This is a genomic window from Hydrogenophaga sp. H7 (assembly GCF_002025745.1).
GTDB classification, from domain to species: Bacteria; Pseudomonadota; Gammaproteobacteria; order Burkholderiales; family Burkholderiaceae_C; genus Hydrogenophaga; species Hydrogenophaga pseudoflava.
In genome coordinates this window covers 203256-225254 of record NZ_MCIC01000015.1, presented here as the reverse complement: position 1 = coordinate 225254, position 21999 = coordinate 203256, and the positions used below count along the sequence as shown (strand labels likewise).

General features: G+C 66.8%; 21 protein-coding genes. 7 read left to right on the top strand and 14 right to left on the bottom strand.

The window, feature by feature from the left end; translation table 11 throughout:
- Positions 1 to 26: 26 nt before the first annotated feature.
- Genes BC358_RS12395 through BC358_RS12385 form a run of 3 tightly spaced genes read right to left on the bottom strand, consistent with a single transcriptional unit; the run spans position 27 to position 4019 of the window.
- Entirely contained in the window at positions 27 to 1202 is a 1176-nt protein-coding gene (locus tag BC358_RS12395; protein ID WP_256861489.1) for an MFS transporter, read from the bottom strand.
- Complete coding sequence (rmuC, locus tag BC358_RS12390) at positions 1199 to 2587, bottom strand: DNA recombination protein RmuC (protein ID WP_079366061.1); 1389 nt, start codon at positions 2585 to 2587, stop codon at positions 1199 to 1201. The genes BC358_RS12395 and rmuC overlap by 4 nt, the downstream gene beginning before the upstream one ends.
- A 19-nt stretch (positions 2588 to 2606) precedes the next feature.
- Positions 2607 to 4019, bottom strand: a complete 1413-nt coding sequence (locus BC358_RS12385; RefSeq protein WP_079366060.1) for a sodium:proton antiporter — start codon at positions 4017 to 4019, stop codon at positions 2607 to 2609.
- Positions 4020 to 4130: 111 nt separating this feature from the next.
- Here BC358_RS12385 and BC358_RS12380 point away from each other — a divergent pair, with 111 nt between their 5' ends.
- Positions 4131 to 4601, top strand: coding sequence for a RidA family protein (locus tag BC358_RS12380; protein WP_066158964.1), 471 nt, complete (start codon positions 4131 to 4133; stop codon positions 4599 to 4601).
- A 56-nt stretch (positions 4602 to 4657) separates the two neighbouring features.
- Here the strand turns inward: BC358_RS12380 and BC358_RS12375 are convergent, their stop codons facing one another.
- From BC358_RS12375 to BC358_RS12365, 3 genes are read right to left on the bottom strand one after another with little or no spacing between them, the layout of a single operon-like run.
- Positions 4658 to 5323: a bifunctional 2-polyprenyl-6-hydroxyphenol methylase/3-demethylubiquinol 3-O-methyltransferase UbiG gene (locus BC358_RS12375; protein ID WP_179130069.1), complete on the bottom strand. Its 666-nt coding sequence runs from the start codon at positions 5321 to 5323 to the stop codon at positions 4658 to 4660.
- A 20-nt stretch (positions 5324 to 5343) separates the two neighbouring features.
- Complete coding sequence (locus BC358_RS12370) at positions 5344 to 6630, bottom strand: glycosyltransferase family 39 protein (RefSeq protein WP_143434286.1); 1287 nt, start codon at positions 6628 to 6630, stop codon at positions 5344 to 5346.
- 46 nt (positions 6631 to 6676) lie between these two features.
- Positions 6677 to 8149, bottom strand: a complete 1473-nt coding sequence (locus tag BC358_RS12365) for a UbiA family prenyltransferase (protein WP_079366058.1) — start codon at positions 8147 to 8149, stop codon at positions 6677 to 6679.
- 63 nt (positions 8150 to 8212) lie between these two features.
- Between BC358_RS12365 and BC358_RS12360 the strand changes: the two genes are divergently transcribed.
- The gene (locus BC358_RS12360; RefSeq protein ID WP_243721712.1) at positions 8213 to 8587 is read left to right on the top strand and encodes an EamA family transporter; all 375 of its coding nucleotides are present in this window, start codon (positions 8213 to 8215) and stop codon (positions 8585 to 8587) included.
- Between the two features lie 94 nt (positions 8588 to 8681).
- On the opposite strand, the gene BC358_RS12355 is transcribed toward BC358_RS12360, so the two are convergent.
- From BC358_RS12355 to BC358_RS12325, 7 genes are all read right to left on the bottom strand, one after another.
- Entirely contained in the window at positions 8682 to 9224 is a 543-nt protein-coding gene (locus BC358_RS12355) for a phasin family protein (protein WP_066158973.1), read from the bottom strand.
- 184 nt (positions 9225 to 9408) lie between these two features.
- Positions 9409 to 10701: an alanine racemase gene (locus tag BC358_RS12350; protein WP_079366057.1), complete on the bottom strand. Its 1293-nt coding sequence runs from the start codon at positions 10699 to 10701 to the stop codon at positions 9409 to 9411.
- 7 nt (positions 10702 to 10708) lie between these two features.
- Entirely contained in the window at positions 10709 to 11836 is a 1128-nt protein-coding gene (locus BC358_RS12345; RefSeq protein ID WP_079366056.1) for an MBL fold metallo-hydrolase, read from the bottom strand.
- 70 nt (positions 11837 to 11906) lie between these two features.
- On the bottom strand, positions 11907 to 12095 hold the full coding sequence (locus tag BC358_RS12340) for a hypothetical protein (protein ID WP_079366055.1): 189 nt from the start codon (positions 12093 to 12095) through the stop codon (positions 11907 to 11909).
- Positions 12095 to 14434, bottom strand: coding sequence for a DNA topoisomerase IV subunit A (gene parC / locus BC358_RS12335; protein ID WP_079366054.1), 2340 nt, complete (start codon positions 14432 to 14434; stop codon positions 12095 to 12097). The genes BC358_RS12340 and parC overlap by 1 nt, the downstream gene beginning before the upstream one ends.
- 54 nt (positions 14435 to 14488) lie before the next feature.
- Positions 14489 to 15223, bottom strand: coding sequence for a lytic transglycosylase domain-containing protein (locus BC358_RS12330; protein WP_079366053.1), 735 nt, complete (start codon positions 15221 to 15223; stop codon positions 14489 to 14491).
- Positions 15223 to 17190 carry a DNA topoisomerase IV subunit B gene (locus tag BC358_RS12325; protein WP_079366052.1) on the bottom strand — a complete coding sequence of 656 codons (1968 nt, stop codon included), beginning with the start codon at positions 17188 to 17190 and terminating at the stop codon, positions 15223 to 15225. The genes BC358_RS12330 and BC358_RS12325 overlap by 1 nt, the downstream gene beginning before the upstream one ends.
- 166 nt (positions 17191 to 17356) lie before the next feature.
- On the opposite strand from BC358_RS12325, the gene BC358_RS12320 reads away from it, so the two are divergent.
- The 5 genes from BC358_RS12320 to bamC all read left to right on the top strand — a co-directional run bounded on the left by BC358_RS12320 (position 17357) and on the right by bamC (position 21438).
- Positions 17357 to 18601, top strand: coding sequence for an MFS transporter (locus tag BC358_RS12320; RefSeq protein WP_079366051.1), 1245 nt, complete (start codon positions 17357 to 17359; stop codon positions 18599 to 18601).
- The gene (locus tag BC358_RS22325) at positions 18598 to 18726 is read left to right on the top strand and encodes a hypothetical protein (RefSeq protein WP_256861488.1); all 129 of its coding nucleotides are present in this window, start codon (positions 18598 to 18600) and stop codon (positions 18724 to 18726) included. The genes BC358_RS12320 and BC358_RS22325 overlap by 4 nt, the downstream gene beginning before the upstream one ends.
- A complete protein-coding gene (locus BC358_RS12315) occupies positions 18726 to 19274 on the top strand; it encodes a bifunctional 2-polyprenyl-6-hydroxyphenol methylase/3-demethylubiquinol 3-O-methyltransferase UbiG (protein WP_079366050.1) in 549 nt (182 codons plus the stop codon). The genes BC358_RS22325 and BC358_RS12315 overlap by 1 nt, the downstream gene beginning before the upstream one ends.
- A 104-nt stretch (positions 19275 to 19378) precedes the next feature.
- Entirely contained in the window at positions 19379 to 20263 is an 885-nt protein-coding gene (gene dapA / locus BC358_RS12310; RefSeq protein ID WP_079366049.1) for a 4-hydroxy-tetrahydrodipicolinate synthase, read from the top strand.
- Positions 20264 to 20307: 44 nt separating this feature from the next.
- Positions 20308 to 21438, top strand: a complete 1131-nt coding sequence (gene bamC, locus BC358_RS12305) for an outer membrane protein assembly factor BamC (protein ID WP_066159006.1) — start codon at positions 20308 to 20310, stop codon at positions 21436 to 21438.
- An 87-nt stretch (positions 21439 to 21525) separates the two neighbouring features.
- Here bamC and BC358_RS12300 read toward each other — a convergent pair whose 3' ends face one another.
- Entirely contained in the window at positions 21526 to 21882 is a 357-nt protein-coding gene (locus tag BC358_RS12300; RefSeq protein WP_066159009.1) for a hypothetical protein, read from the bottom strand.
- Positions 21883 to 21999 lie beyond the last annotated feature (117 nt).

Below are 21999 nucleotides of genomic sequence, written 5' to 3'. Positions count from 1 at the left end.
GCGAGTTCCCGGGGGCTTAACCGGAATCAGTCGAGCCGCTGCGGTGGGGGGGCGGACCCGCGCATGCGCCAGGCCAGCCGGGACCCGGTCCCCACCGCGAAGCCCACTGTCCAGAACACGCCGCTCACGCCCACCAGCACCCCGGCCGACCCGAACAGCAACGGCATCACCACGCTGGAACCGTTGATGGCCATGGAGCGCAGGCCCAGTGCCTCGCCGTGCCGGTGTTTCGGTGTGATCTGGTGCAGGGTGCTCATCACCATGGGCTGCACCGAGCCCAGGGCCAGTCCCAGCAGCACCGACAGCAGCCCCATCAGCCAGGCCGTGTGCACCAGCGGGTAGAGCGCGAACAGTGCGGCCGTGCTGACCATGGCGGTGCCGATCACCGTGCCTTCGTGCAGCCGCGAGGCCAGCCAGGGCATGATCAGCCGGATGGCCGTGGCCGCCAGCGCGAAGGAGCCAAGGATGGCGCCGATCACCGTGGCCGAGAGCCCGCGCTCGTGACCCAGCACCGGCACGAGGAAGGTGTGCACGTCCCAGCACGAGGCCAGCAACCAGTTCATCAGCATCAGGTTGCGGAACGGTTTGTCCCGCAGCAGATCCCAGGACGACTGCCGGCGCGGCGCTTCGCCCGTGTCGGGCGCGGGATGGTCGGGCACGCGCCGCACCCACCACCAGGCCAGCGAAGGCAGCAAGGCCATCAGCAAGTAGGCGGCACGAAAACCGCTGGCGTCGATCAGCAGGCCCGCCAGAAACGGTCCGAGAAAGTTTGAAATGGACGGCCCGACGGCGACCCAGCTGAACACCTGGCGCAGTTCGGTGGCGTCGCTCGCCATGTGGCCCACGTGGCGCTGCAGCGCGATCATGGCCAGGCAGACGGCGGCGCCGCTGGTGATCGCCGTCAGGCAGAGCACACCAAACTGCGGCCATGCGACCGAGCACAGCCCCCCGGCCGTCGCCACCACGCTGGCCAGCACGAACGGGCGCTGCAGACCATGGCGCTCGGCGTACCGGCCAGCGGGCAGGGCCAGGACCACCTGGGCCAGCGCGAACAGGGCCAGCAGCACGCCGACCGCGGCGGCGCTGTGACCTTCGCGCAGCGCCATCAGCGGCGCAGCCATGCGAAAACCGGTCATGCAGGCGTGCACGCAGATCTGCGCGCCGATCAGGCGGACCAGGGCGGTGCGGGTGCCGGGTCTCAAGCCGGATCGCCGTCGGCAGCGTCCAGCGGCAGCAGCGACTGCGCGCGGTCCTGCGGCAGGGCCTCGACGGTCTTGAGGGCCCGGCCCATGGCGCGGCTGCGCACCTCGGCCGCGTCCAGCGTGTTGAGCACGGTCTGGGTCTGGTTCTTCACCTTGGCCAGCACGTCGCCGAACTTGGAAAACTCGGTCTTGACCGCACCGAGCACCTGCCAGACCTCGCTGCTGCGCTTTTCCAGCGCCAGCGTGCGAAAGCCCATCTGCAGCGCATTGAGCATGGCCATGAGCGTGGTCGGACCGGTGAGCGTGACGCGGTGATCGCGCTGCAGCGCCTCCATCAGGCCCGGGCGGCGCAGCACCTCGGCGTACAGACCTTCGGTGGGCAGGAACAGGATGGCGAAATCGGTGGTGTGCGGCGGCTCCAGGTACTTCTCGGCCATGGACTTCGCTTCCAGCCGGATGCGCTGCTCCAGCCCGCGCGCGGCCAGTTCGGCGCCCTCGGCGTCGGCGCGCTGCTGCGCGTCCAGCAGGCGTTCGTAGTCCTCGTTCGGGAACTTGGCGTCGATCGGCAGCCAGCAGGGCGCACCGTCATCGCCCCGCCCCGGCAGGCGGATCGCGAAGTCCACCATGTTGCGGCTGCCCGGCCGCGTCGCCACCTGTGCCGCGTACTGCTCGGGGGAAAACACCTGCTCCAGCAGCGCCCCCAGCTGGGCCTCGCCAAACATCCCGCGGGTCTTCACATTGCTCAGCAAATGCTTGAGGTCGCCCACGCCCTGCGCCAGGGTCTGCATCTCGCCCAGGCCCTTGTGCACCTGCTCCAGCCGCTCGGCCACCTGCTTGAAGCTCTCGCCCAGGCGCTGCTCCAGCGTGGCGTGCAGCTTTTCGTCCACCGTGGCGCGCATCTCGTCGAGCTTGGCGGCGTTGCTGGTCTGCAGCTGGGCCAGCTGGGCTTCCAGCGTGGCGCGCACCTCGGCCAGGCGGCGCGCGTTGGCTTCACTCAGGTCCTGCAGCTGGCGCGTCAGCGTGTCGCCCAGGGTGCCGCGCAGTTGCACCAGCTGCTGCGCGAAGGCGTCGATCTGCGCGTTCTGCGTGCGGGTGGTTTCCGCGCCCTGGCGCACCAGCGTGTCCTGGAAGGTGGCCAGGGTTTGCTGGATCTCCAGCCGGCCGGTGCGGGCGCTGTCGCCCACCTCGCGGCGCAGCTCGCCCTCGACACGGTCGATGCGCTGTTCGGTGGCCTGGCCCTGCTGCTGCAGCACGGCCAGCAGCTGCGCGCGCTGCGCCGCCTCATCGGCGTTGGCCGGCGGACGGCGCAACAGCAACCACAACAGACACAGGGCGTTGAGCACGCCCAGCGCCACCACGATCCAGATCAGCAGTCCATCGGTCATCCGCGCATCGTACCGTTCCTCAGACGAAGAACAGCCAGGTCATCAGCGCGAACAGCGGCACCAGGATGCCCGTCGACCACACCATGTAGCCGAAGAAGCTGGGCATCTTCACGCCGCGGTCTTCGGCGATGGCCTTGACCATCAGGTTGGGCGCATTGCCGATGTAGCTGTTGGCGCCCATGAACACCGCGCCGGCCGAAATCGCCACCAGCGTGGGCGCCAGCGTGGTCATCAGCACCTGCGCATCGCCGCCGGCGGTGTTGAAGAACACCAGGTAGGTCGGTGCGTTGTCCAGGAAGGAACTCAGGATGCCCGTGGCCCAGAAGTACATGGCCGGGTTCGGCGAGCCGTCGGGGTTGGTCACCGCCCGCACGATGGCGCCGAAAGGCCCGTCCACGCCCGCCTTGAGCATGGCGATCACCGGGATGATGGTCAGGAAGATGCCGGCGAACAGCTTGGCCACCTCCTGCATCGGACCCCAGCTGAACTGGTTGTCGGCGTGCACACTGCCGGGCGTGAGCTGCAGCGAGGCCACGGTGATCGCGATCAGTCCCAGGTCGCGCACGATGCCGGGCAGGCCGACCTCGGTGCCGGCGATGTCGAACACCACGTCGGACTTCCACAGGCCGCTCATCAGCACCAGGCCGACCACGCCGGCCAACAGCAGGAAGTTGACGCCGCCGTCGAAGCCGAACTGGCGGTCATCGGGCGTAGGGTCGGCGGGGCGGATCTCCTCCCGCGTGTGGTAGTACCACCAGTCCAGCGCGTAGAACAGCACCAGCAGGGTGCCGACGAGGAACAGCGTTTCCGGAAAGATGTGGGTCAGGGTCCAGCTGAACTCGACGCCCTTGAGGAAGCCGAGGAACAGCGGCGGATCGCCCAGCGGCGTGAGCGAACCGCCGGCGTTGGAGACGATGAAAATGAAGAACACCACCACGTGCACCACGTGCTTGCGGTTGTCGTTGGCACGGATCAGCGGGCGGATCAGCAGCATCGACGCGCCCGTGGTGCCCATGAAGCTGGCCAGCACCGCACCGATGGCGAGGATGCCGGTGTTGAGCGCCGGGCTGCCACGCAGGTTGCCCTTGATGTAGATGCCGCCGGCCACGGTGAACAGCGCGGTCAGCAGGATGATGAAGGGGATGTACTCGGCCAGCAGCGCATGCACCACGCCCGCGCCTGCTGCGCCGGGGCCAAACACCAGGGCGAACGGCAGCAGGAACGCCAGCGCCCAGGCCGCCGAGACCTTGCCGAAATGGTGGTGCCAGAAGATGGGCGCCACCAGTGGAATGATGGCAATCGACAGCAGGATGCCCGCAAACGGCACACCCCACAGCACCGACAGCTGAGCGCCGTCCATATCGGCCGCCAGGGCCAGCGAAGGCAACAGTGACAGGACAGCAGCGCCCCAACGCGCGGTTCGGAATTTCATGGTGTTTGTCTCCTCGTAGCCCTCGATTATTTCCTGTGCGCCTGAAGAACGCCTGACACCCCCTCGATAGAATGCCCTGCTACCTCCCGACAACACCTTCCGGAGCCTTCAATGAGCGTCTACGACAAGCTGAACCAGCTCGCCATCACACTCCCCCCCGTGGCCATCCCTGCAGCCGCCTATGTGCCGTTCGTGCAGACCGGCAACCTGGTCTTTCTCAGCGGCCACATTGCCAAGAAGGACGGCAAGCCGTGGGTGGGTCAGCTGGGCCTGACCATGACCACCGAGGAAGGCAAGGCGGCCGCACGCGCCATCGCCGTCGACCTCATGGGCACCCTCGCCGCGGCCTGTCTGGCCGCCGGCAAGACGCTGGACGACGTCAAGCGCATCGTCAAGGTCATGAGTCTGGTCAACAGCACCGGCAGCTTCACCGAACAGCACCTGGTCACCAACGGCTGCAGCGAGCTGCTGGGCGAGGTCTTCGGCCCCCAGGTGGGCGCGCACGCACGCAGCGCGTTCGGCGTCGCCCAGATCCCTCTGGGTGCCTGTGTCGAGATCGAGCTGATCGCCGAGCTGGCGTAAAACACCGCACGCCGCGTCGCCTGCCCGGCGGCGCCGTGCTTACGCGGGATGCGGACTCAGTGCTTGTCCAGCACCAGGAGCCAGTGCCCGTACCAAAGCGTGTTGAAGCGGTCGCGCCGGCTCACCTGCATGCCGCTGCGCGCAGCCCAGGCTTCCACCTGGTCAGAGTCGACGTGCTCGACCCACTGGCGCGCCATCACGAGGTCGTGTATCTGGTTGGCGGCAGCCCGCCAGCGCGGCCGGACCACCATGTCCTTGACGATCAGACGCCCTCCCGCCGGCACCACCTCACACAGGGCGGCCACAAACGCCGCCTTGTGCTGGTCCGGCACATGGTGAAGCACATCGACGACCGTCACCACCTCGTGCCCCAGGTGCGGGATTCCCTGTTCGATGGAGCGGTGCTCGAAAGCGACGACCGAGGAAAGCTGGTGATCGTTGGCGACCTGATTGGCCACGGCCACGGCCGGCCCTGCCACATCGAACCCATGCCCCTGGCGAATCCGGCCAAGGCTGGCCAGCAGGTTCAGCAGCAGTCCGTTTCCGCACCCCACATCCAGCACCGCAGACTGGGGCGGAACTTCGTGGATCACCTCGTGCAAGGGACAGATGTGCGAGCGGTACTCCTGCATCAAACGCACCTTGGCGCTGGGCACGCCCGCATACAGAGGGGCGGCCATCCGCTGGATGGCTGTGGGGGTCAGGGTGTTCTGGATGGACATGGGTCGGATGCTCGCGCGGGTCACTGGGGAGACGGGCGGGTCGCGGTTGCTGCCCATCCCTGTCGCCAGGCGGCCAGTTGCAGAAGACCCAAGGCGGCCAGAATGGCCCACTGCCCGGCAAACGCCAGGTGATATCGCTCCTGGGAGACCACGACCATGTGGATGGCGGTGAAATACAGAATGCTCAGCGTGATCGGTGAGAACAGGGTCGACACGAAACCGGCTCTGCGCAGCGACGACCACAGGCCCACCACCACCAGCAGACAGATCAGCCCCCAAGTCGCCTGCGTGAGGCGCTTGAGCCGCGGCTCCCATGCCTCACCGAATGCTTCGCGGACGCCTGGCGAGTTCCAGCCCACACCCACCGACTCGTTGGTGTAGAGGATCAGCAGCTTCTTGACCGCTCGTTCCGCAAAGGCCGCCGGGTCCTGAAGGATGTAGGCCTTGGCCTCCTGTCCGAGCACCTGCGCCCGCTCATTTTCAGGCAGGTGGCTGTACTTCTTTGGCGTCACCATGTAGCGACCGTCGGTGCCCGGTGTGTTGCCCATCCAGAGCGTGATACCGCCATTGCTGGAGATGAGCACGGTTTCCCCATAGAGCTGGTAGTTGCGCCAAGTCCAGGGCGCCACCACCACGGCCATGGCGATGCCGGCCAGAACCACGGACCGGATCTGCTCAAGAAACACACCCCGTCCTCCACGATTCATCAGCACCAGTCCGCCGCCATACACCAGCGGCAGCAGAAGCGCCTGCGGACGGACGAGTGCGGCAAAGCCCAGCACCAGTCCGGCCAGCAGCGCCCTGGCGGTCCGTCCTGCCCATGGAACGGTCCACAGGTCCAGCGCGAGCAAAGTCAGGAACAGGAAGGGCAGCTCGCTCGCCAGGATGGTCGGGTACATGACCAGCGTCGGCCAGGCGGCCAGCACCAGCGCGCTCAGCACGGCCACGTTCTGCCCCCAGAAACGGGCGGCCAGTCTCGCCGTCACCCAGACGATGCCCAGGGACAGCGCAATGTTCATGGCAACGATGGGTTCATAGCGGATGCCAAACAGCGCAAACAGCGAGGCATGCAGGAACGTGGTGCCCGGCGGCCAGAACGACGTGGGGTGGTCAGGCTCCCAGCCGAAGGTGCCGTGCTGCACCAGGGTGCGGGCAAACGCGTCGTACGCCTCGCCATCCGAGCTGGGAATGACCGGCACCCACCAGGCCCAGATCAGGCGCAGCGACAACGCCAGAAAGGTCACAAGCCACAGAGACCTCGTCCATTGCAGCTCTGCGGGCCCGGCATCGGTTGGACGGTTGTTCATGTTGAGGTGAAGCAAAGGAAGGTTCGATGAACCGAGTGGGTCAGGCTCAGAGCTGCAACAGCGTGGCGCCCGTCAGAATCAAGGCCACCACGGCACCGGTGGCCCAGGTTTCCGGATCCGTGGCGGCGAAAAAGATGGGGTCTTCATCCATGTACCCCCGGGCCGTGACCACCCACAGGCGGGTGACCCACAGCAGCATCAGGGGAGCGATCAGCCACAGGATCTCGGGGGAGCGGTACAGCTGCGACACCTCGGTGCTGTGGATGTACAGGGCCAGCACCAGCACCGCCAGGTAGCCGCTGGCTGCGCCCAGGCTCTGCAGCACGACCACATCTTCCGTCGCATACTCCCTGCCACGCAGCTTTCCCTGGGTCACGCCGGAGGCGATCTCCTTCTTTCGCACTTCCACCAGCTCCGCCACCCGCTTGACCAGCGCCAGGGAGAGAAAGATGAACATCGAGAATGCGAGCAACCAGAAAGACAGGCTGATGCCGGTCGCCAGGGCGCCCGCGATGATCCGCAGGGTGTACAGGCCTGCGAGCACGATCACATCCAGGCTGGCCACCCGCTTGAGCCACAGGGAATACAGCAGGGTGGTCACCAGGTAGGTGCCCAGGGCCAGCTGGAAACCCACGGGGAGCAGCCACGCCAGCCCCAGGCCGGATGCCATCAGGACGACGACGGCGACCAGACCGGCACGCACATCCAGGGTTCCCGCGGCAAAGGGCCGGTTCTTCTTCTTTTGGTGGTACCGGTCGGCCTCCAGGTCCAGCAGGTCGTTGATGAGGTAGGTTGCCGATGCACAGGCACCAAAGCAGAGGAACGCGAGCGTCGCGGCCCCCAGCGCCTGCGTGTTCAGCACCTCGTGGGCAGTGATGATGGGCACCAGCAGCAACAGGTTCTTGAGCCATTGCTGCAGGCGGATGGCCCGCAGCCAGGTCCTCCATCGGCCTGAGGTGTTCGGAATGTCCCGGTGCGGGATGCCCATGCCGGCCACTTGACGCACGATCGAACGGGGGGCATTGACAGTGACCGCCGCACCTGATTTTTGCCAGACGGCCAGGTCCACCCTCCCGTTGGCGACGTATTCAAACCGGCCCGGACCGAACCGATCCTCCAGCACCGCCGCCTTGTTCGCACCGATCAGATTGACAGTCTCGGAGGTCGCCAGCACCGAATCAAACAAGGAAAGATGCTCAGCCACCTGACTGGCCAGTGACTCGTGACTACCCGTCACCAGCACCACAGGCCTTCCTTGCCGTCTGGCCTTGTCGATCAGATCGAGCACATCGGCGTGGTAGGGCAGCACCGTCACATCAAGCTGCCCCGCCTGCACGAGGCGGTGTTTCAGGTAGCTCCGACCCCGCAGCAACCAGAGGGGGAGGCAGAAGATCAGCAAGGGCTGCCGCTTCAGTGCGGCCAGCAGCGATTCGAACGTCAGATCCGTACGAATCAGCGTTCCATCCAGGTCGACACACAGGGGATGAGCGACCGACGTACCTGCCGGATTGAGCGTCATGGCGGGAGTATATTCGGCGATTCTTGATTCTTTTTGGTTATTCCACAGCAGGATGACTCCTCCGTGAACCGTTCAACGCTGCTGCTCATTGTGGCCAACGTGGCCATGACCTCCCTGGCGCAAATTGTGCTCAAGAGCGGCATGAGTGCGCCCGAAGTGGCCCGTGCGCTGGCCGGAGGCATTCGTCTGCCGGCCCTGGTGACGGTGCTGTTCCATCCCTGGGTGGTTGTGGGGCTGGGCCTGTATGCGGGTGCGGCCCTGGTCTGGCTCCTGGTCCTGTCCAGGGTCGATGTGAGCCTGGCATACCCGTTTGTAGGCTTGGGGTTTGTGGTGACGATGGTGTTGGCCTGGGCCTTCCTGGGCGAAGCCGTCACCCCCATGCGCATGGCGGGCACCTTGCTGATCGCTGCCGGCATCGTGGTGCTGGCAAGAACCTGAGCCCCCACCTGCAGATGCCATGAAAAAGAGGCTCACCAGGGAGCCTCTTTCTGCTTCATGACCGCGGCCCAAGGCCGTTCCGATCAGGGTCCGGTCAGACCTTGGCGGCCTTCTTGGCCAGATCGGTGGCCTGCTTGGAAGCGGCGGCGAAGTTGGCCTGGGCCTGGGTCGTGGCCTTCTTGATCGCGGCCTGGGTCTGTTCAACCGCCTTTTGGCCGTTGCTCAGGGCGCTCTGGAAAGCGGCCACAGCGGCTTCGGAACCGGCCGGTGCGTTCTTCACCAGCTGGTCCACCGAGGCGCCAACGGCCTTCTGGGCTTCGGCCAGGTTGGCTTCGAACTGCTTGACGAACTCGGCACTGCCTTCGGTGGCGATGCTCTGCACGTGCTGGAAGTAGGCGGCGGACTTCTCGGCCAAAGGCTGGAAGAAGCCGGTCTGCACGGTCACGAATTCCTGGGGGCTCTTGACGGCCAGAACGGCCTGGGCGTAGCCGAAGGACTCGCCCAGCGCGGCCTTGGAAGCGGCCAGGTTGAGTTCAACCAGCTTCTCCACGCCGGCGAAGGCCTTGGTGGTGGCGCCTTCAAGGGCTTCCAGGTTGGCTTTGTTGGCGGAGATGATCTGTTCTGCAGCGTTGTTCATGTCGGTTCCTTGAGATGAAGGGTTGAAACAGCCGCCGGGAAAACATTCATCGGGTTGACAAATGTTGCAGTGCAGCATGACGCAATTCTATGTGAAAACCTTGGACTGGCAAGCATTTTTGCTGCATTGCAGCAAAAATAGGGAGACATGCCAAAACCGGCGGCCAGCCGATGGCTGCGGGCCGTCAGAACCAGGTGGTGACGGCGTCCACGACACCGTAGGTCTCGTCCACCACCGGCAGCCAGCGCCACTTGTCAAAGGTGGTGCAGGGGTGGGAGATGCCGCTGCCGACTGTCTCGCCCAGGCTGGGCCACTCGTCCGGGGGAGCGGAGGCGTCAAAGCGCAGGTAGGCGTGCTGGTCGTTGAGCGCGTCGATGCGCCAGTGGGCTGGCACCGCTTGCAGCGCACCGCCCTGCCCCAGGGCCTGAGGATGCGAGCGCCAAACCGGCACTGGCAGGTCGAGGTCGTAGGCCACGTCGCGCTTGCCCATCGACAGCAGCGCCAGGCCCGGCTCGGGCTGGCTCTGCACACAGGCCAGCACTTCCAGCGCGGGCTTCAAGGTCTCGCGCAGGTTCAGGCGCTCGCCCACGCAGCACAGGTAGCGCGTGTAGCGCTGGTGGTCGTGCGTCAGGTAACACCCCGAGCGCAACACGCCGCGCACCGGACGGCCCAGATCGGGCAGCAGCCGCTCGGCGACCAGGTCGAAGATGGCCGAGCCGCCGGCCGTGAGGATGATTTCCTCGTGCGCGAACCAGCCCTGAGCGATGGCTTCGCGCGCGATGGCGTCCACGCGGTCCATCAGGCCCTGCACCGTCGCCCGGTCTTTCACGTGGTCGCAATAGGCGGTCGTGCCCTCGTAGCACTCGATGCCCACGAGCTGCAGCACCGGGCTGGCGGCAATGCGTATGGCGGTCTGCTGCGCCTCCTCGGCCGTACGGGTGCCGGTGCGTTGACCGACGATGCCCAGCTCCAGCAGCACCTCGAAGCGGCCGTTGAACGAACGGTCCTTGGCCCAGACCTCGATGGCGTCCACCTGCCCGACCGAGTCGACCAGGAACATCGAACGCAGGCCCGGGCGCTCGGCGTGCAGCAGCGCGAGCGCGTCCAGCTCGGCGCGCTGGATGATCTGGTTGGCGATCAGCAGCACCGGCACGCCGTGGCGCGCGCCGACGGCCGCCTGGAACACGGTGGCGAAGCTGATGCCCCAGGCCCCGGCGTCCAGCTGCAGTTGCCACAGCTCGGGCGACATGCTGGTCTTGCCGTGCGGTGCCAGGTGCAGGCCGCGCTGCGCGCAGAAGTCATGCATCCAGTGCAGGTTGTGCTGCAGCGCAGACTGTTTGAGCACCGCCAGCGGCAGCGCCAGATCGCCTCGCAACAGGTTCCAGCCCTGGGCCGGGATCTGCGCCCGCGTGAGCGGTGCACCGCCCGCGGGGAAGCCTTTGAGGTGGGGGCCGAAGACGGCGTCAGGCGTTGTCATGGGTGGTTCAGTCCAGTGGCCACTGCAAGGCTTTGGGCAGGTTCTTGGGCGGCTGGTCGGGCTCGACCACGGACGCAGGACCGACCTGGGTCTCGACGCGCCGCCACCACGGATCGGTGCGATCCACATGGGCGGGCTCCACCGGCTTGCCCAGCTCGGGCATCAGCAGTGGCACACCGCTCTTGTCGGCCAGCGCGTGCTGCACCTCGGCCGGCTGGTCCCAGGCGTGCATGGCCAGGCTGAAGGTGCCCCAGTGCACCGGCAGCAGCACGCCACCACCCAGCAGTTGGTGCGCCTTCATGGCGTTCTCGGGCCCCAGGTGGATGTCGCCCCAGGCCGGATGGAAGGCGCCGATCTCCAGCATCACCAGATCGAACGGCCCCAGGCGTTCGCGGATCTCGGTGTAGGCATCGGTCAAACCGGTGTCGCCGCTGAAAAACACACTGTGCTTCTCCGACCGGATCACCAGAGAGGACCAGAGCGTGGCGTTGCGGTCCTTCAGTCCGCGGCCCGAGAAGTGCTGCGAGGGCGCTGCGGTGACGGTGACCCCGCTGCCCGGCAGGCGGTGCGTTTCCCACCAGTCCAGCTCGGTGATGCGCTCGGCCGGCACGCCCCAGGCCTGCAGGTGCGCACCCACGCCGAGCGACGCCACAAACGATACGCCGCGCTTGTTGAGTTCGCGCACCGTGGGGTAGTCGAGGTGGTCGTAGTGGTCGTGCGAGACCAGGGCCGCATCCACCTCGGGCAACTCCTTGACCTTCAGCGGCACCGGCTGGAAGCGCTTGGGGCCGACCAGGGTGGACGGCGAAGCCCGCGGACCCCAGACCGGGTCGGTCAGCAGGCGCTTGCCGCCGATCTCAATCAGCACCGTCGAATGCCCCAGCCACGTGGCGCGCAGGCCGCTCTGCGGTACCCGGCGCCAGCCCTCGCGCGGATCGGTCGTCGGCAACGGCGCAGTCGGCACGCGGCGCTCGCCGCCAAAAAGAAAGTCCTTGAGACCGGGAAACGAGGCGTTCGGGTCGCGCAGCCCCGGCGCCACCGGGTAGACGTTGTGGAAACCCTGACCGCGCCACTGGGACGAGGCCTGCATGCGCTCCAACCGCAGGCCTTCGGCCCGTTTGCCCATCGACTTCATGGCCATCCTTTCCAAGAAACGCCATTCTGGCGACGGCGCGCCGCCCCGCGAAGTCCAGGGTGATTGCCCCTCAGGATTGTTTCTTGCGCTGCGCCGCACGCCGCACCTGGCGGCTCTGCCGGGCCAGGTCGCGCTCGGCCTGCTTCGCACGCTCGGCCTCGCGCCTGGCTTTCAGGCGCTTGCCCAGCATTCGTGCAAAAAAGAAGGTGAGCGCGAAGCTCGCCAGCATCAGAAACAGGCCGATACCGTCGGTGCTCATCATTCCACCCGGGTGATGCGGTTGGGCTTGAAGCCCAGGTCGGCCGCCTTGCCCTTGCGGCCGCGCGCGGCCCGGGCGTTGTTGAGGCTGCGGATCTCCAGCGTCTCGTCGCGCTCCTTGCCACCGCGACCAATGCCTTCGATCTTCACGCTGCGCGTGTAGGCGCAGGCGCCCGCCAACGTGTCCTTGTCTTCCAGGTCGATCAGCATCAAGCCGCGACCGCCCTTCTCCATCGACTTGAGTTCGCCGATCTCGAAGGTGAGGATGCGCCCGCCGGTCGACGCGCAGGCCACGTGCGTGGCAGCGGCCAGTGGCTGGCCGCCGGACGTGTTGGCCACGTGCGAGGGCGCGCAGATGGCTTCGCCCTCGCCCACGCTGATGAAGGCCTTGCCCGCCTTCTGGCGCGAGACGAGGTTCTCGACCGTGGCCAGGAAGCCGTAGCCGCCCGTGCCGGACAGCAGCAGCGTGGCATTGGCCGGACCGGCGAAGTAGTGCAGCGGCTGCGTGCCGGACTCCAACTCGATCAGCGTGGTGATCGGCTGGCCGTCGCCGCGCGCGCCCGGCAGGCTGGCCACCGGCACGCTGTAGACGCGGCCGTTGTTGCCGAACACGATGAGCGTGTCCACCGTGCGGCATTCAAAGGTGCCGTACAGGCCGTCGCCGGCCTTGAAGGCGAAGCTGGCGGCCTCGTGGCCGTGACCGGTGCGCGCACGCACCCATCCCTTGCTGGAGATGACCACCGTGACCGGCTCGTCCACCACCTTGATTTCGGCGACGGCCTTCTTCTCGGCCTGGATCAGCGTGCGGCGCGGGTCGGCGAAGGTCTTGGCGTCGGCTTCGATCTCCTTGACCATCAGGCGCTTGAGGCTCGCCGGGTTGGCCAGGATGTCTTCGAGCTTGCCCTGCTCTTCGCGCAGCTCCTTGAGTTCCTGCTCGATCTTGATCGCTTCGAGTTTGGCCAGCTGGCGCAGGCGGATTTCGAGGATGTCCTCGGCCTGGCGCTCGCTGAGCCTGAAGGCCTCGATCAGCGCGGCCTTGGGCTCATCGCTGTGGCGGATGATGCGGATCACCTCGTCGATGTTCAGCAGCACCAGCTGCCGGCCTTCGAGGATGTGGATGCGGTCCAGCACCTTGTTCAGGCGGTGCTGGCTGCGGCGCGTGATCGTGGTCTGGCGGAAGGCGATCCACTCTTCCAGCATCAGGCGCAGGCTTTTCTGCGTCGGCCGGCCGTCGAGCCCGATCATGGTCAGGTTGATCGGCGCCGAGGTCTCCAGGCTGGTGTGGGCCAGCAGCGCGGTGATGAGTTCCTGCTGTTCGATGCGGCTGCTCTTGGGCTCGAACACCAGGCGCACCGGCGCGTCCTTGCTCGACTCGTCGCGCACCGCGTCCAGCACCATCAGCATGCTGGCCTTGAGCTGGGTCTGTTCCTGCGTCAGCGCCTTCTTGCCGGCCTTGACCTTGGGGTTGGTGATTTCCTCGATCTCTTCCAGCACCTTCTGGCTGCTCACGCCGGGCGGCAGTTCGTTCACCACCAGCTGCCACTGGCCGCGCGCCAGGTCTTCGATCTTCCAGCGCGCGCGCACCTTCAGGCTGCCGCGGCCGGTGCGATAGGCATCGGCAATGTCGCCCGCCGGGCTGATGATCTGGCCGCCACCCGGGTAGTCCGGGCCGGGCAGGATGGTCAGCAGCTCCTCGTCGCTCAGCTTGGGGTTCTTGACCAGGGCCACACAGGCGTCGGCCACTTCGCGCAGGTTGTGGCTGGGGATTTCGGTCGCCAGGCCCACAGCAATGCCGCTGGCGCCGTTGAGCAGGTTGAACGGCAGGCGTGCGGGCAGCTGCTTGGGCTCCTCGAACGAGCCGTCGTAGGTGGGGATGAAGTCCACCGTGCCCTGGTCGATTTCGTCGAGCAGCAGGCCGGAAATCTTGGCCAGACGCGCTTCGGTGTAGCGCATGGCGGCGGCGCCATCGCCGTCGCGGCTGCCGAAATTGCCCTGGCCGTCGATCAGCGGGTAGCGCTGGGAAAAGTCCTGCGCCATGCGCACCAGCGCGTCATACGCCGCGCTGTCACCGTGCGGGTGGTATTTGCCCAGCACGTCGCCCACCACGCGGGCGCTCTTGACCGGCTTGGCCGCCGTGTTGCCGGAAAAGCCCAGCCCCATGCGGTCCATGGCGTAGAGGATGCGCCGCTGCACCGGCTTCTGGCCGTCGGACACGTCGGGCAGGGCACGGCCCTTGACGACCGAGAGGGCGTACTCGAGGTAGGCACGTTGCGCGTAGGCGGCCAGGTTGTCGTCGCCGGGTTCGGCCACAGGTTCGGGAGTGATCAGGTCTTGGGTCATGGGGTCACAAACTGGAAGAACGGGTGCCATCACGGCACACCTGCACCGGCGTGGTCAGCCGCGGCCGGGCGGGCGCAGCGGCATGGGTGTGGCCGCGGGAATCGCCTCGGCCCGCGCCTCGCTGACGGTGCGCGGAGGTTTGAGGCTGTGGTGCAGGTCGGTGACCTTGCGCACGTAGTTGATGGTCTCAGGGTAGTTGGGAATGCGGCGACCGGCCTTGAGCACGGCACCCTCGCCCGCGTTGTACGCCGCCACCGCCAGCCGCACATCGCCGTTGAAGTAGTTGATCAGCCAGGCCAGGTAGCGCGCGCCGGTCTGGATGTTGGTGCGCGGGTCGGTCAGGCGCTCGCTCACACTCTGCCGCCCGGTGGCGCGGACACCGAAACGCTCCGCGGTGTCGGGAATCACCTGCATGAGGCCCACTGCGCCCTTGGGGCTGACAGCACCGGGATCGAAGCCCGACTCGGTGGCGATCACCGCCTGCAGGAGTTCGAACTCCAGCCCGTGCTGGCTCGCCGCCTCGCGGATCAGATGCCGCACCGCCTTGAATCGCGTCGACAGCTCCATGCGCGTCACGGCCGACGCCGAGGACCTGGTGGGGCGGCTGCCACCGCCCGTCCTGGCGTTGCCGGAACCGGGGTAGAGCAGCTCATAGCGGGCGTGGAGCGGGCGGTCGGCATAGTGGGTGACGCCGTTCTTGTCGCGGTACGCCCAGACTTCGGCATGCGCAGTCCCCGCCAGCACCACCGCCAGCAGGACACCACCGAATATCAGGGCCAGACGGGGCATCACACATCCACCTCCACGGAGTCACCGTGGAGTTCCATCAGTTCACGGCGCGCGGCGGCCTCGCCTTTTCCCATCAGCCGCGTGATCAGGGCCTCGGTGGCGGCAAAGTCCATCGAACCCAGCGTCACCTGCAGCAGGCGGCGGGTGTCGGGGTTGAGCGTGGTGTCCCAGAGCTGCTCGGCGTTCATCTCGCCCAGGCCCTTGAAGCGGCTGATCTGGCACTTCTCGCGGTTCACGCCGTCCTTCTCGGCCTTGTCCAGGATGGCGTGCAGCTCGCCCTCGTCCAGCGCGTACTGCTTGGCCGCGGGCTTCTTGCCACGCGCCGGCACGTCCACACGGAACAGCGGCGGGCGCGCCACGTATACATGACCAGCCTCGATCAGCTTGGGGAAGTGGCGGAAGAACAGGGTGAGCAGCAGCACCTGGATGTGCGAACCGTCCACATCGGCGTCCGACAGGATGCAGACCTTGCCGTAGCGCAGGCCACTCAGGTCGGGCGTGTCGTTCGGCCCGTGCGGATCGACACCGATGGCAACCGAGATGTCGTGGATCTCGGTGTTGGCGAACAGGCGGTCGCGCTCGACCTCCCAGGTGTTGAGCACCTTGCCGCGCAGCGGGAGCACGGCCTGGCACTCCTTGTCTCGACCCATCTTGGCGCTGCCGCCGGCCGAGTCGCCCTCCACCAGGAAGAGTTCGTTGTGCGCGGTGTCGCGGCTCTCGCAATCGGTCAGCTTGCCGGGCAGCACAGCCACGCCTGAGCCCTTGCGCTTCTCGACCTTCTGGCCAGCCTTCTGGCGGCTCTGCGCGGCCTTGATCGCCAGCTCGGCCAGCTTCTTGCCATAGTCCACGTGCTGGTTGAGCCAGAGCTCCAGCGCCGGGCGCACGAAACCGCCGACCAGGCGAACGGCGTCGCGCGAGTTCAGACGCTCCTTCACCTGGCCCTGGAACTGCGGGTCCAGCACCTTGGCACTCAGCACATAACTGGCGCGCGCGAACACATCTTCGGGCAGCAGCTTGACGCCCTTGGGCAGCAGCGCATGCAGCTCGATGAAGCTCTTGACCGCCTGAAACAGACCGTCTCGCAGGCCGCTGTCGTGCGTGCCGCCGGCGCTGGTGGGAATCAGGTTGACGTAGCTCTCACGCAATGGCGCGCCGTCTTCGGTGAAGGCCACGGCCCAGGCCGCACCTTCGCCATCGGCGAAGCTGTCGTCCCTGGCGTCGGCGTAGCCCTCGCCCTCGAACAGCGGGATCACCGGGTCGGTGGTCAGGGTCTGCTGCAGGTAGTCGCGCAAACCGCCCTTGTACTGCCAGGTCTGGGTGTCCCTGGTTTTTTCGTTCACCAGCGTGACCTGCACGCCGGGCATCAGCACCGCTTTGCTGCGCAGCAGGTGGGTCAGTTCGCCCAGCGGCAGCGCGGGCGAGTCGAAGTACCTGGCGTCGGGCCAGGCGCGCACCGTGGTGCCCTGCTTGCGGTCGCCCTCGCCCTTGGGCGTCACCACCAGCGGCTCGATCACGTCGCCGGCACCGAAGGCCAGTTTCGCCACCTGTCCGTCGCGGAAGCAGGTGACTTCCAGACGGGTCGAGAGCGCGTTGGTCACGCTCACGCCCACCCCGTGCAGACCGCCGGAGAAGCTGTAAGCACCACCCTTGCCCTTGTCGAACTTGCCGCCGGCGTGCAGGCGGGTGAACACCAGCTCGACCACGGGTGCCTTTTCTTCGGGGTGCAGGCCGAAGGGAATGCCGCGGCCGTCGTCTTCCACGCTCACCGACCCGTCGGTGTGCAGCGTGACCTTGATCTTCTTGCCGAACCCAGCGAGCGCCTCGTCGGCCGCGTTGTCCAGCACCTCTTGAATGATGTGCAGCGGGTTGTCGGTGCGGGTGTACATGCCCGGCCGCTGCTTGACCGGCTCCAGTCCCTTGAGGACGCGGATGGAGCCTTCGGAATACTCGTTCGATTGGGTTGCCATCGGGAAATTGTAAGGTGAGGCCCTTCAAAAGCCTGTATGCAAACACAGATACCGACCGCCGCCTGTCCAGCAATGCCAGGCGCTCATCAATCTGCGCGAGAAATTTCACCACCGCGCGTCCACCCTGCTACGCCTTCGGGAAAGCCGGATTCGCTACAGTGCCGGGATGTCTTCAGCTTCTCCCATCTCCGTATCACCAGCGCGCCTGTCGGCCGCACAGGTGCTGCTCTGCGGCGCCGCCATCGTCACCCTTTCCATGGGGGTGCGCCATGGTTTCGGTCTCTGGCTGCAGCCGATCACCCAGGACATGGGCTGGACCCGGGAAAATTTTTCCTTCGCGCTGGCCATCCAGAACCTGGCCTGGGGCCTGTTCGGCATCTTCGCCGGCATGGCGGCCGACCGCTTCGGCGCCTTCCGGGTTCTGGTCGGCGGAGCGGTGCTGTACGCGGCAGGCCTCGCAGGCATGGCGCTCTCGCCCACGCCGTTCGTGTTCATGCTGACCGCCGGCCTGCTGATCGGCGCGGCCCAGGCCGGCACCACCTATGCCGTGGTCTATGGCGTGATCGGTCGCCAGATCCCTGCGGAGCGTCGCTCCTGGGCCATGGGCGTGGCGGCGGCGGCCGGCTCCTTCGGCCAGTTCCTGATGGTGCCTGTGGAAGGCTGGCTGATCTCGGGCTTTGGCTGGCAGCAGGCGCTGCTCATCCTCGGGGCAGCGGTGCTGCTGATCATGCCGCTGGCACTGTTCCTGCGCGAGCCTGGTTTCAGGGGCGGGGCGGCACCAAAGCGCGAACAGACCATCGGGCAGGCCCTGCGCGAGGCCTTCGGCTACCGCAGCTTCCAGCTGCTGATGGCGGGCTACTTCGTGTGCGGCTTCCAGGTGGTGTTCATCGGCGTGCACATGCCCAGCTACCTCAAGGACCACGGCCTCTCGCCGCAGGTGGCCAGCTACGCGCTGGCCATCATCGGCCTGTTCAACGTGATCGGCACCTACGCCGCCGGCGCGCTGGGACAGCGCCTGGCCAAGCGCCACATCCTGGCCTTCATCTACCTGGCGCGCTCGGTCGCCATCGTGGTCTTCCTCTGGGCACCGCTCACGCCCACAAGCGTCTATGTCTTCTCCGCCGTGATGGGCGTGCTCTGGCTCTCGACGGTGCCACCGACCAACGCGATGCTGGCCCAGATTTTCGGCGTGGCCCACATGTCCATGCTGGGCGGCTTCGTGTTCTTCAGCCACCAGATCGGCAGTTTCATGGGCGTCTGGCTGGGCGGCGTGCTCTACGACCGGACCGGCAGCTACGACGTTGTCTGGTACATCTCGATCGCCCTGGGCGTGTTCGCGGCCCTGGTGAACTTGCCGGTCCGCGAGTCGGCCATCGAACGCGGCCCGCAGCGTGTGGGGGCCGCCGCGTGAGGCCGCTGGCCGTCAGGGCGCTGGTCTGGGCCGCCGTAGCCCTGGCCCTGCTGGGCACGCTGATGCTCTACCAGCGCCCGGACTTCCTGGTGAATCTGGCCGACCAGCTCTGGAGCTGTTTCTGATGCACGGCACGGAGTCACCCTCCCCCTGGGTGCAACGCTGGTCGCACCTGGTACCGGTCGGCGGCACCGTACTGGACGTGGCCTGCGGACAGGGACGGCACCTGCGCTGGTTCGCCGGCCGCGGTCATTCGGTGACCGGCGTGGACCGGGACCCCACCGCTGTGGCAGCAGCGGCCAGCGCCGGGCGGGTGGTGCAGGCCGACATCGAGAACGGCCCCTGGCCCTTCGAAGGACAACGCTTCGACGCCGTGGTGGTGACCAACTACCTCTGGCGCGCGCTGCTGCCCGTGATCGTGGACAGCGTGGCCGAGGGTGGCGTGCTGATCTACGAGACCTTTGCAACCGGCAACGAATCGGTCGGCAGACCGTCCCGGCCCGACTTCCTGCTGCAGCCCGGCGAGCTGCTGCAGGCCTGCGCCGGCCTGCACGTGGTCGCCTATGAAAACGGCTTCTGCGACCACCCGGAGCGCTTCGTGCAGCGCATCACCGCCCTGCGAAAACGTCCGTCAGACGCCTCCGTGCCGGCGCGCCACCTGCTCCCTGACTGAGCGACTGCGCTGGGTAGAATGCACGATTCGCGCGCGAGCCGCCGGATCGATTTCCTCAACGTGTCCGGCGCACAGGCCGGCGCCTCTGACTTGAGCCCGAGAACATGAAGACCATCACCGGCAGCATCGTTGCCCTCGTCACCCCGTTCCACCCCGACGGCAGCGTCGACTACCCCACCCTGCGCAAGCTGATCGACTGGCACATCGCCGAAGGCACCGACTGCATCGGCGTCGTCGGCACCACGGGCGAGTCGCCCACGGTGAGCGTCGAAGAGCACTGCGAGATCATCCGCGTCTCCGTCGAACAGGCCGCCAAGCGCGTGCCGATCATGGCCGGCTGCGGCGCCAACTCCACCGCCGAAGCCATCGAGCTGGCGAAATTTGCCCGTGGCGTCGGTGCCGACTGCCAGCTGCAGGTCGTGCCCTACTACAACAAACCGACGCAAGAAGGCCAGTACCAGCACTTCAAGGCGATTGCCGAAGCCACCGGCGACCTGCCCATCGTGCTGTACAACGTGCCCGGCCGTTCCGTCGCCGATATGAGCGTGGACACCGCGCTGCGCCTGGCGGCGGTGCCCGGCATCGTCGGGATCAAGGAAGCCACCGGCAACATCGAGCGCGCCCAGTGGCTGATCCGCGAGGCGCCGGAAGGCTTTGCAATCTACTCGGGCGACGACCCGACGGCGGTCGCCCTGATGCTGTGTGGTGGCCAGGGCAATGTCAGCGTGACCGCCAACATCGCGCCCCGACTGATGCACGAACTGTGTATGGCCGCCATCGCCGGTGACGCCCGCAAGGCGATGGAGATCCAGCGCCGCCTGATGCCCGTGCACAAGAACCTCTTTGTCGAAGCCAATCCGATCCCCTTGAAGTGGGCGATGGAACGCATGGGCCTGTGTGGTGGCACCATGCGCCTGCCCCTCACGCCCATGAGCTCCCCGCTGGAACCGGCGGTCGAGGCGGCACTCAAAGAGAGCGGCCTGATCTGATCACGCCGCTGCCAGGTCCCACCAAGACGTCATCCAAGCTGCCCATGTCCATCACCTCACGCTCTCTGTCTTCGCGCATCCGCCCCACCGTGTCGCTCCGCTGGGGCGCCGTGGCCATGGCAGCCTTTCTCGCCACGGGCTGCTCCGTGCTCGAGGAAGACAAGATCGACTACCGCAGCGCCCGCCAGGTCAACTCCCTCGAAGTGCCGCCGGACCTGACCCAGCTCAGCCGCGAGTCGCGCTACCAGGTGCCTGGCGCCACCGTGACGGCCAGCGGCTACCAGACGGCCCAGCCAGTTGCGGGCTCCTCCGACACCGCCGCCAGCAAGATCGGCGATGTCCGCATCGAGCGCGCGGGCAGCCAGCGCTGGCTGGTGGTGGACCGCCCTGCCGACAAGGTGTGGGGCCCCGTCAAGGACTTCTGGCAGGAGAACGGCTTTGTGCTCACCCTGGACCAGGAAACCCTGGGGGTGATGGAGACCGACTGGGCCGAGAACCGCGCCAAGCTGCCGCAGGACGTCATCCGATCCACACTGGGCAAAGTGTTCGACAGCCTCTATTCAACGGGGGAGAAGGACAAGTTCCGCACCCGGCTGGAGCGCAACCCGTCGGGCGCTACCGAGATCTACATCAGCCACCGCGGCATGATCGAGGTCTACACCGATGCCCGCAAGGACCAGACCGTCTGGCAGCCGCGCGCGGCCGACCCCGAGCTTGAAACGGAGTTCATGCGCCGGCTGATGGTCAAGCTCGGCGTGACCGAGGCCCAGGCCAAAGCGGTCACCGCATCGGCGCCGGCTCCTTCTGCGACCCGTGTGGTCACCGTCAACAACCAGCCCACCGTGCAGCTGGAGGACGACTTTGATCGTGCCTGGCGCAGGGTCGGCCTGTCGCTGGACCGCACCGGTTTCACCGTCGAAGACCGTGATCGCAGCCAAGGCGTGTATTTCGTTCGCTACGTGCCCGCAGACGCCACCGCCGAGTCGGCCAAGCCCGGCTTCTTCAGCCGTCTTTTCAGCAGTTCGCCCGCCCAGGCCAAGCCGGTGCAATACCGGATTGCCGTGCGCAGCAGCGGCACGAGCACCACGGTGTCCGTGCTGAACGCCCAGGGACAACCCGACACCACGGCCGACGGCCAGCGCATCGTCGAGTTGCTGGCCGCTGATCTGAAGTAAGGGCCACGCAGCCAAAAGAAATGCCGCCCGAGGGCGGCATTTCTTTTGGCCGGACGATTCGGACCTGGGCCCGAACCGGCTGGGCAATTACTGAGCGGGCTTGGCGGCAGCCTTGGCAGCTTCGGCGGCCTTGTCTGCAGCTTCCTTGGCAGCGTCGGCGCCAGCCTTGGCGGCGTCGGCGGCGGCACCAGCGGCGTCCTTGGCGGCATCGGCAGCAGCGCCAGCGGCGTCGGCAGCAGCCGCACCGGCAGCGGCGCCAGCGGCGGCACCTGCGTTGGCAGCGGCAGCGCCAGCATCCTTGGCGGCATCGACAGCGGCGCCAGCGGCGTCCTTGGCAGCTTCAACGGCGGGGGCTGCAGCGGGAGCAGCAGCTTCCTCCTTCTTGCCACAAGCGGTCAGGGCGATGGCGGCGAGCAGGCTGGCCAGCAGAACGGTCTTTTTCATGGTGATTCCTCAGGATGTGGATGAAAACAAAAAAATGAATCAACCACAAAAAAACCCGAATCGATGATCCGGGCTTGGTTGACCCAGTCGCTTACCGCTATTAACGATTGCGATCTG

Excerpts from the sequence above, each read along its gene's own strand:
- rmuC (WP_079366061.1), bottom strand. The coding sequence starts at position 2,587 with ATGACCGATGGACTGCTGATCTGGATCGTGGTGGCGCTGGGCGTGCTC.
- BC358_RS12385 (WP_079366060.1), bottom strand. The coding sequence starts at position 4,019 with ATGAAATTCCGAACCGCGCGTTGGGGCGCTGCTGTCCTGTCACTGTTG.
- BC358_RS12380 (WP_066158964.1), top strand. The coding sequence starts at position 4,131 with ATGAGCGTCTACGACAAGCTGAACCAGCTCGCCATCACACTCCCCCCC.
- BC358_RS12375 (WP_179130069.1), bottom strand. The coding sequence starts at position 5,323 with ATGTCCATCCAGAACACCCTGACCCCCACAGCCATCCAGCGGATGGCC.
- BC358_RS12370 (WP_143434286.1), bottom strand. The coding sequence starts at position 6,630 with ATGAACAACCGTCCAACCGATGCCGGGCCCGCAGAGCTGCAATGGACG.
- BC358_RS12365 (WP_079366058.1), bottom strand. The coding sequence starts at position 8,149 with ATGACGCTCAATCCGGCAGGTACGTCGGTCGCTCATCCCCTGTGTGTC.
- BC358_RS12355 (WP_066158973.1), bottom strand. The coding sequence starts at position 9,224 with ATGAACAACGCTGCAGAACAGATCATCTCCGCCAACAAAGCCAACCTG.
- BC358_RS12350 (WP_079366057.1), bottom strand. The coding sequence starts at position 10,701 with ATGACAACGCCTGACGCCGTCTTCGGCCCCCACCTCAAAGGCTTCCCC.
- BC358_RS12345 (WP_079366056.1), bottom strand. The coding sequence starts at position 11,836 with ATGAAGTCGATGGGCAAACGGGCCGAAGGCCTGCGGTTGGAGCGCATG.
- BC358_RS12340 (WP_079366055.1), bottom strand. The coding sequence starts at position 12,095 with ATGAGCACCGACGGTATCGGCCTGTTTCTGATGCTGGCGAGCTTCGCG.
- parC (WP_079366054.1), bottom strand. The coding sequence starts at position 14,434 with ATGACCCAAGACCTGATCACTCCCGAACCTGTGGCCGAACCCGGCGAC.
- BC358_RS12330 (WP_079366053.1), bottom strand. The coding sequence starts at position 15,223 with ATGCCCCGTCTGGCCCTGATATTCGGTGGTGTCCTGCTGGCGGTGGTG.
- BC358_RS12325 (WP_079366052.1), bottom strand. The coding sequence starts at position 17,190 with ATGGCAACCCAATCGAACGAGTATTCCGAAGGCTCCATCCGCGTCCTC.
- BC358_RS12320 (WP_079366051.1), top strand. The coding sequence starts at position 17,357 with ATGTCTTCAGCTTCTCCCATCTCCGTATCACCAGCGCGCCTGTCGGCC.
- BC358_RS12315 (WP_079366050.1), top strand. The coding sequence starts at position 18,726 with ATGCACGGCACGGAGTCACCCTCCCCCTGGGTGCAACGCTGGTCGCAC.
- dapA (WP_079366049.1), top strand. The coding sequence starts at position 19,379 with ATGAAGACCATCACCGGCAGCATCGTTGCCCTCGTCACCCCGTTCCAC.
- bamC (WP_066159006.1), top strand. The coding sequence starts at position 20,308 with ATGTCCATCACCTCACGCTCTCTGTCTTCGCGCATCCGCCCCACCGTG.
- BC358_RS12300 (WP_066159009.1), bottom strand. The coding sequence starts at position 21,882 with ATGAAAAAGACCGTTCTGCTGGCCAGCCTGCTCGCCGCCATCGCCCTG.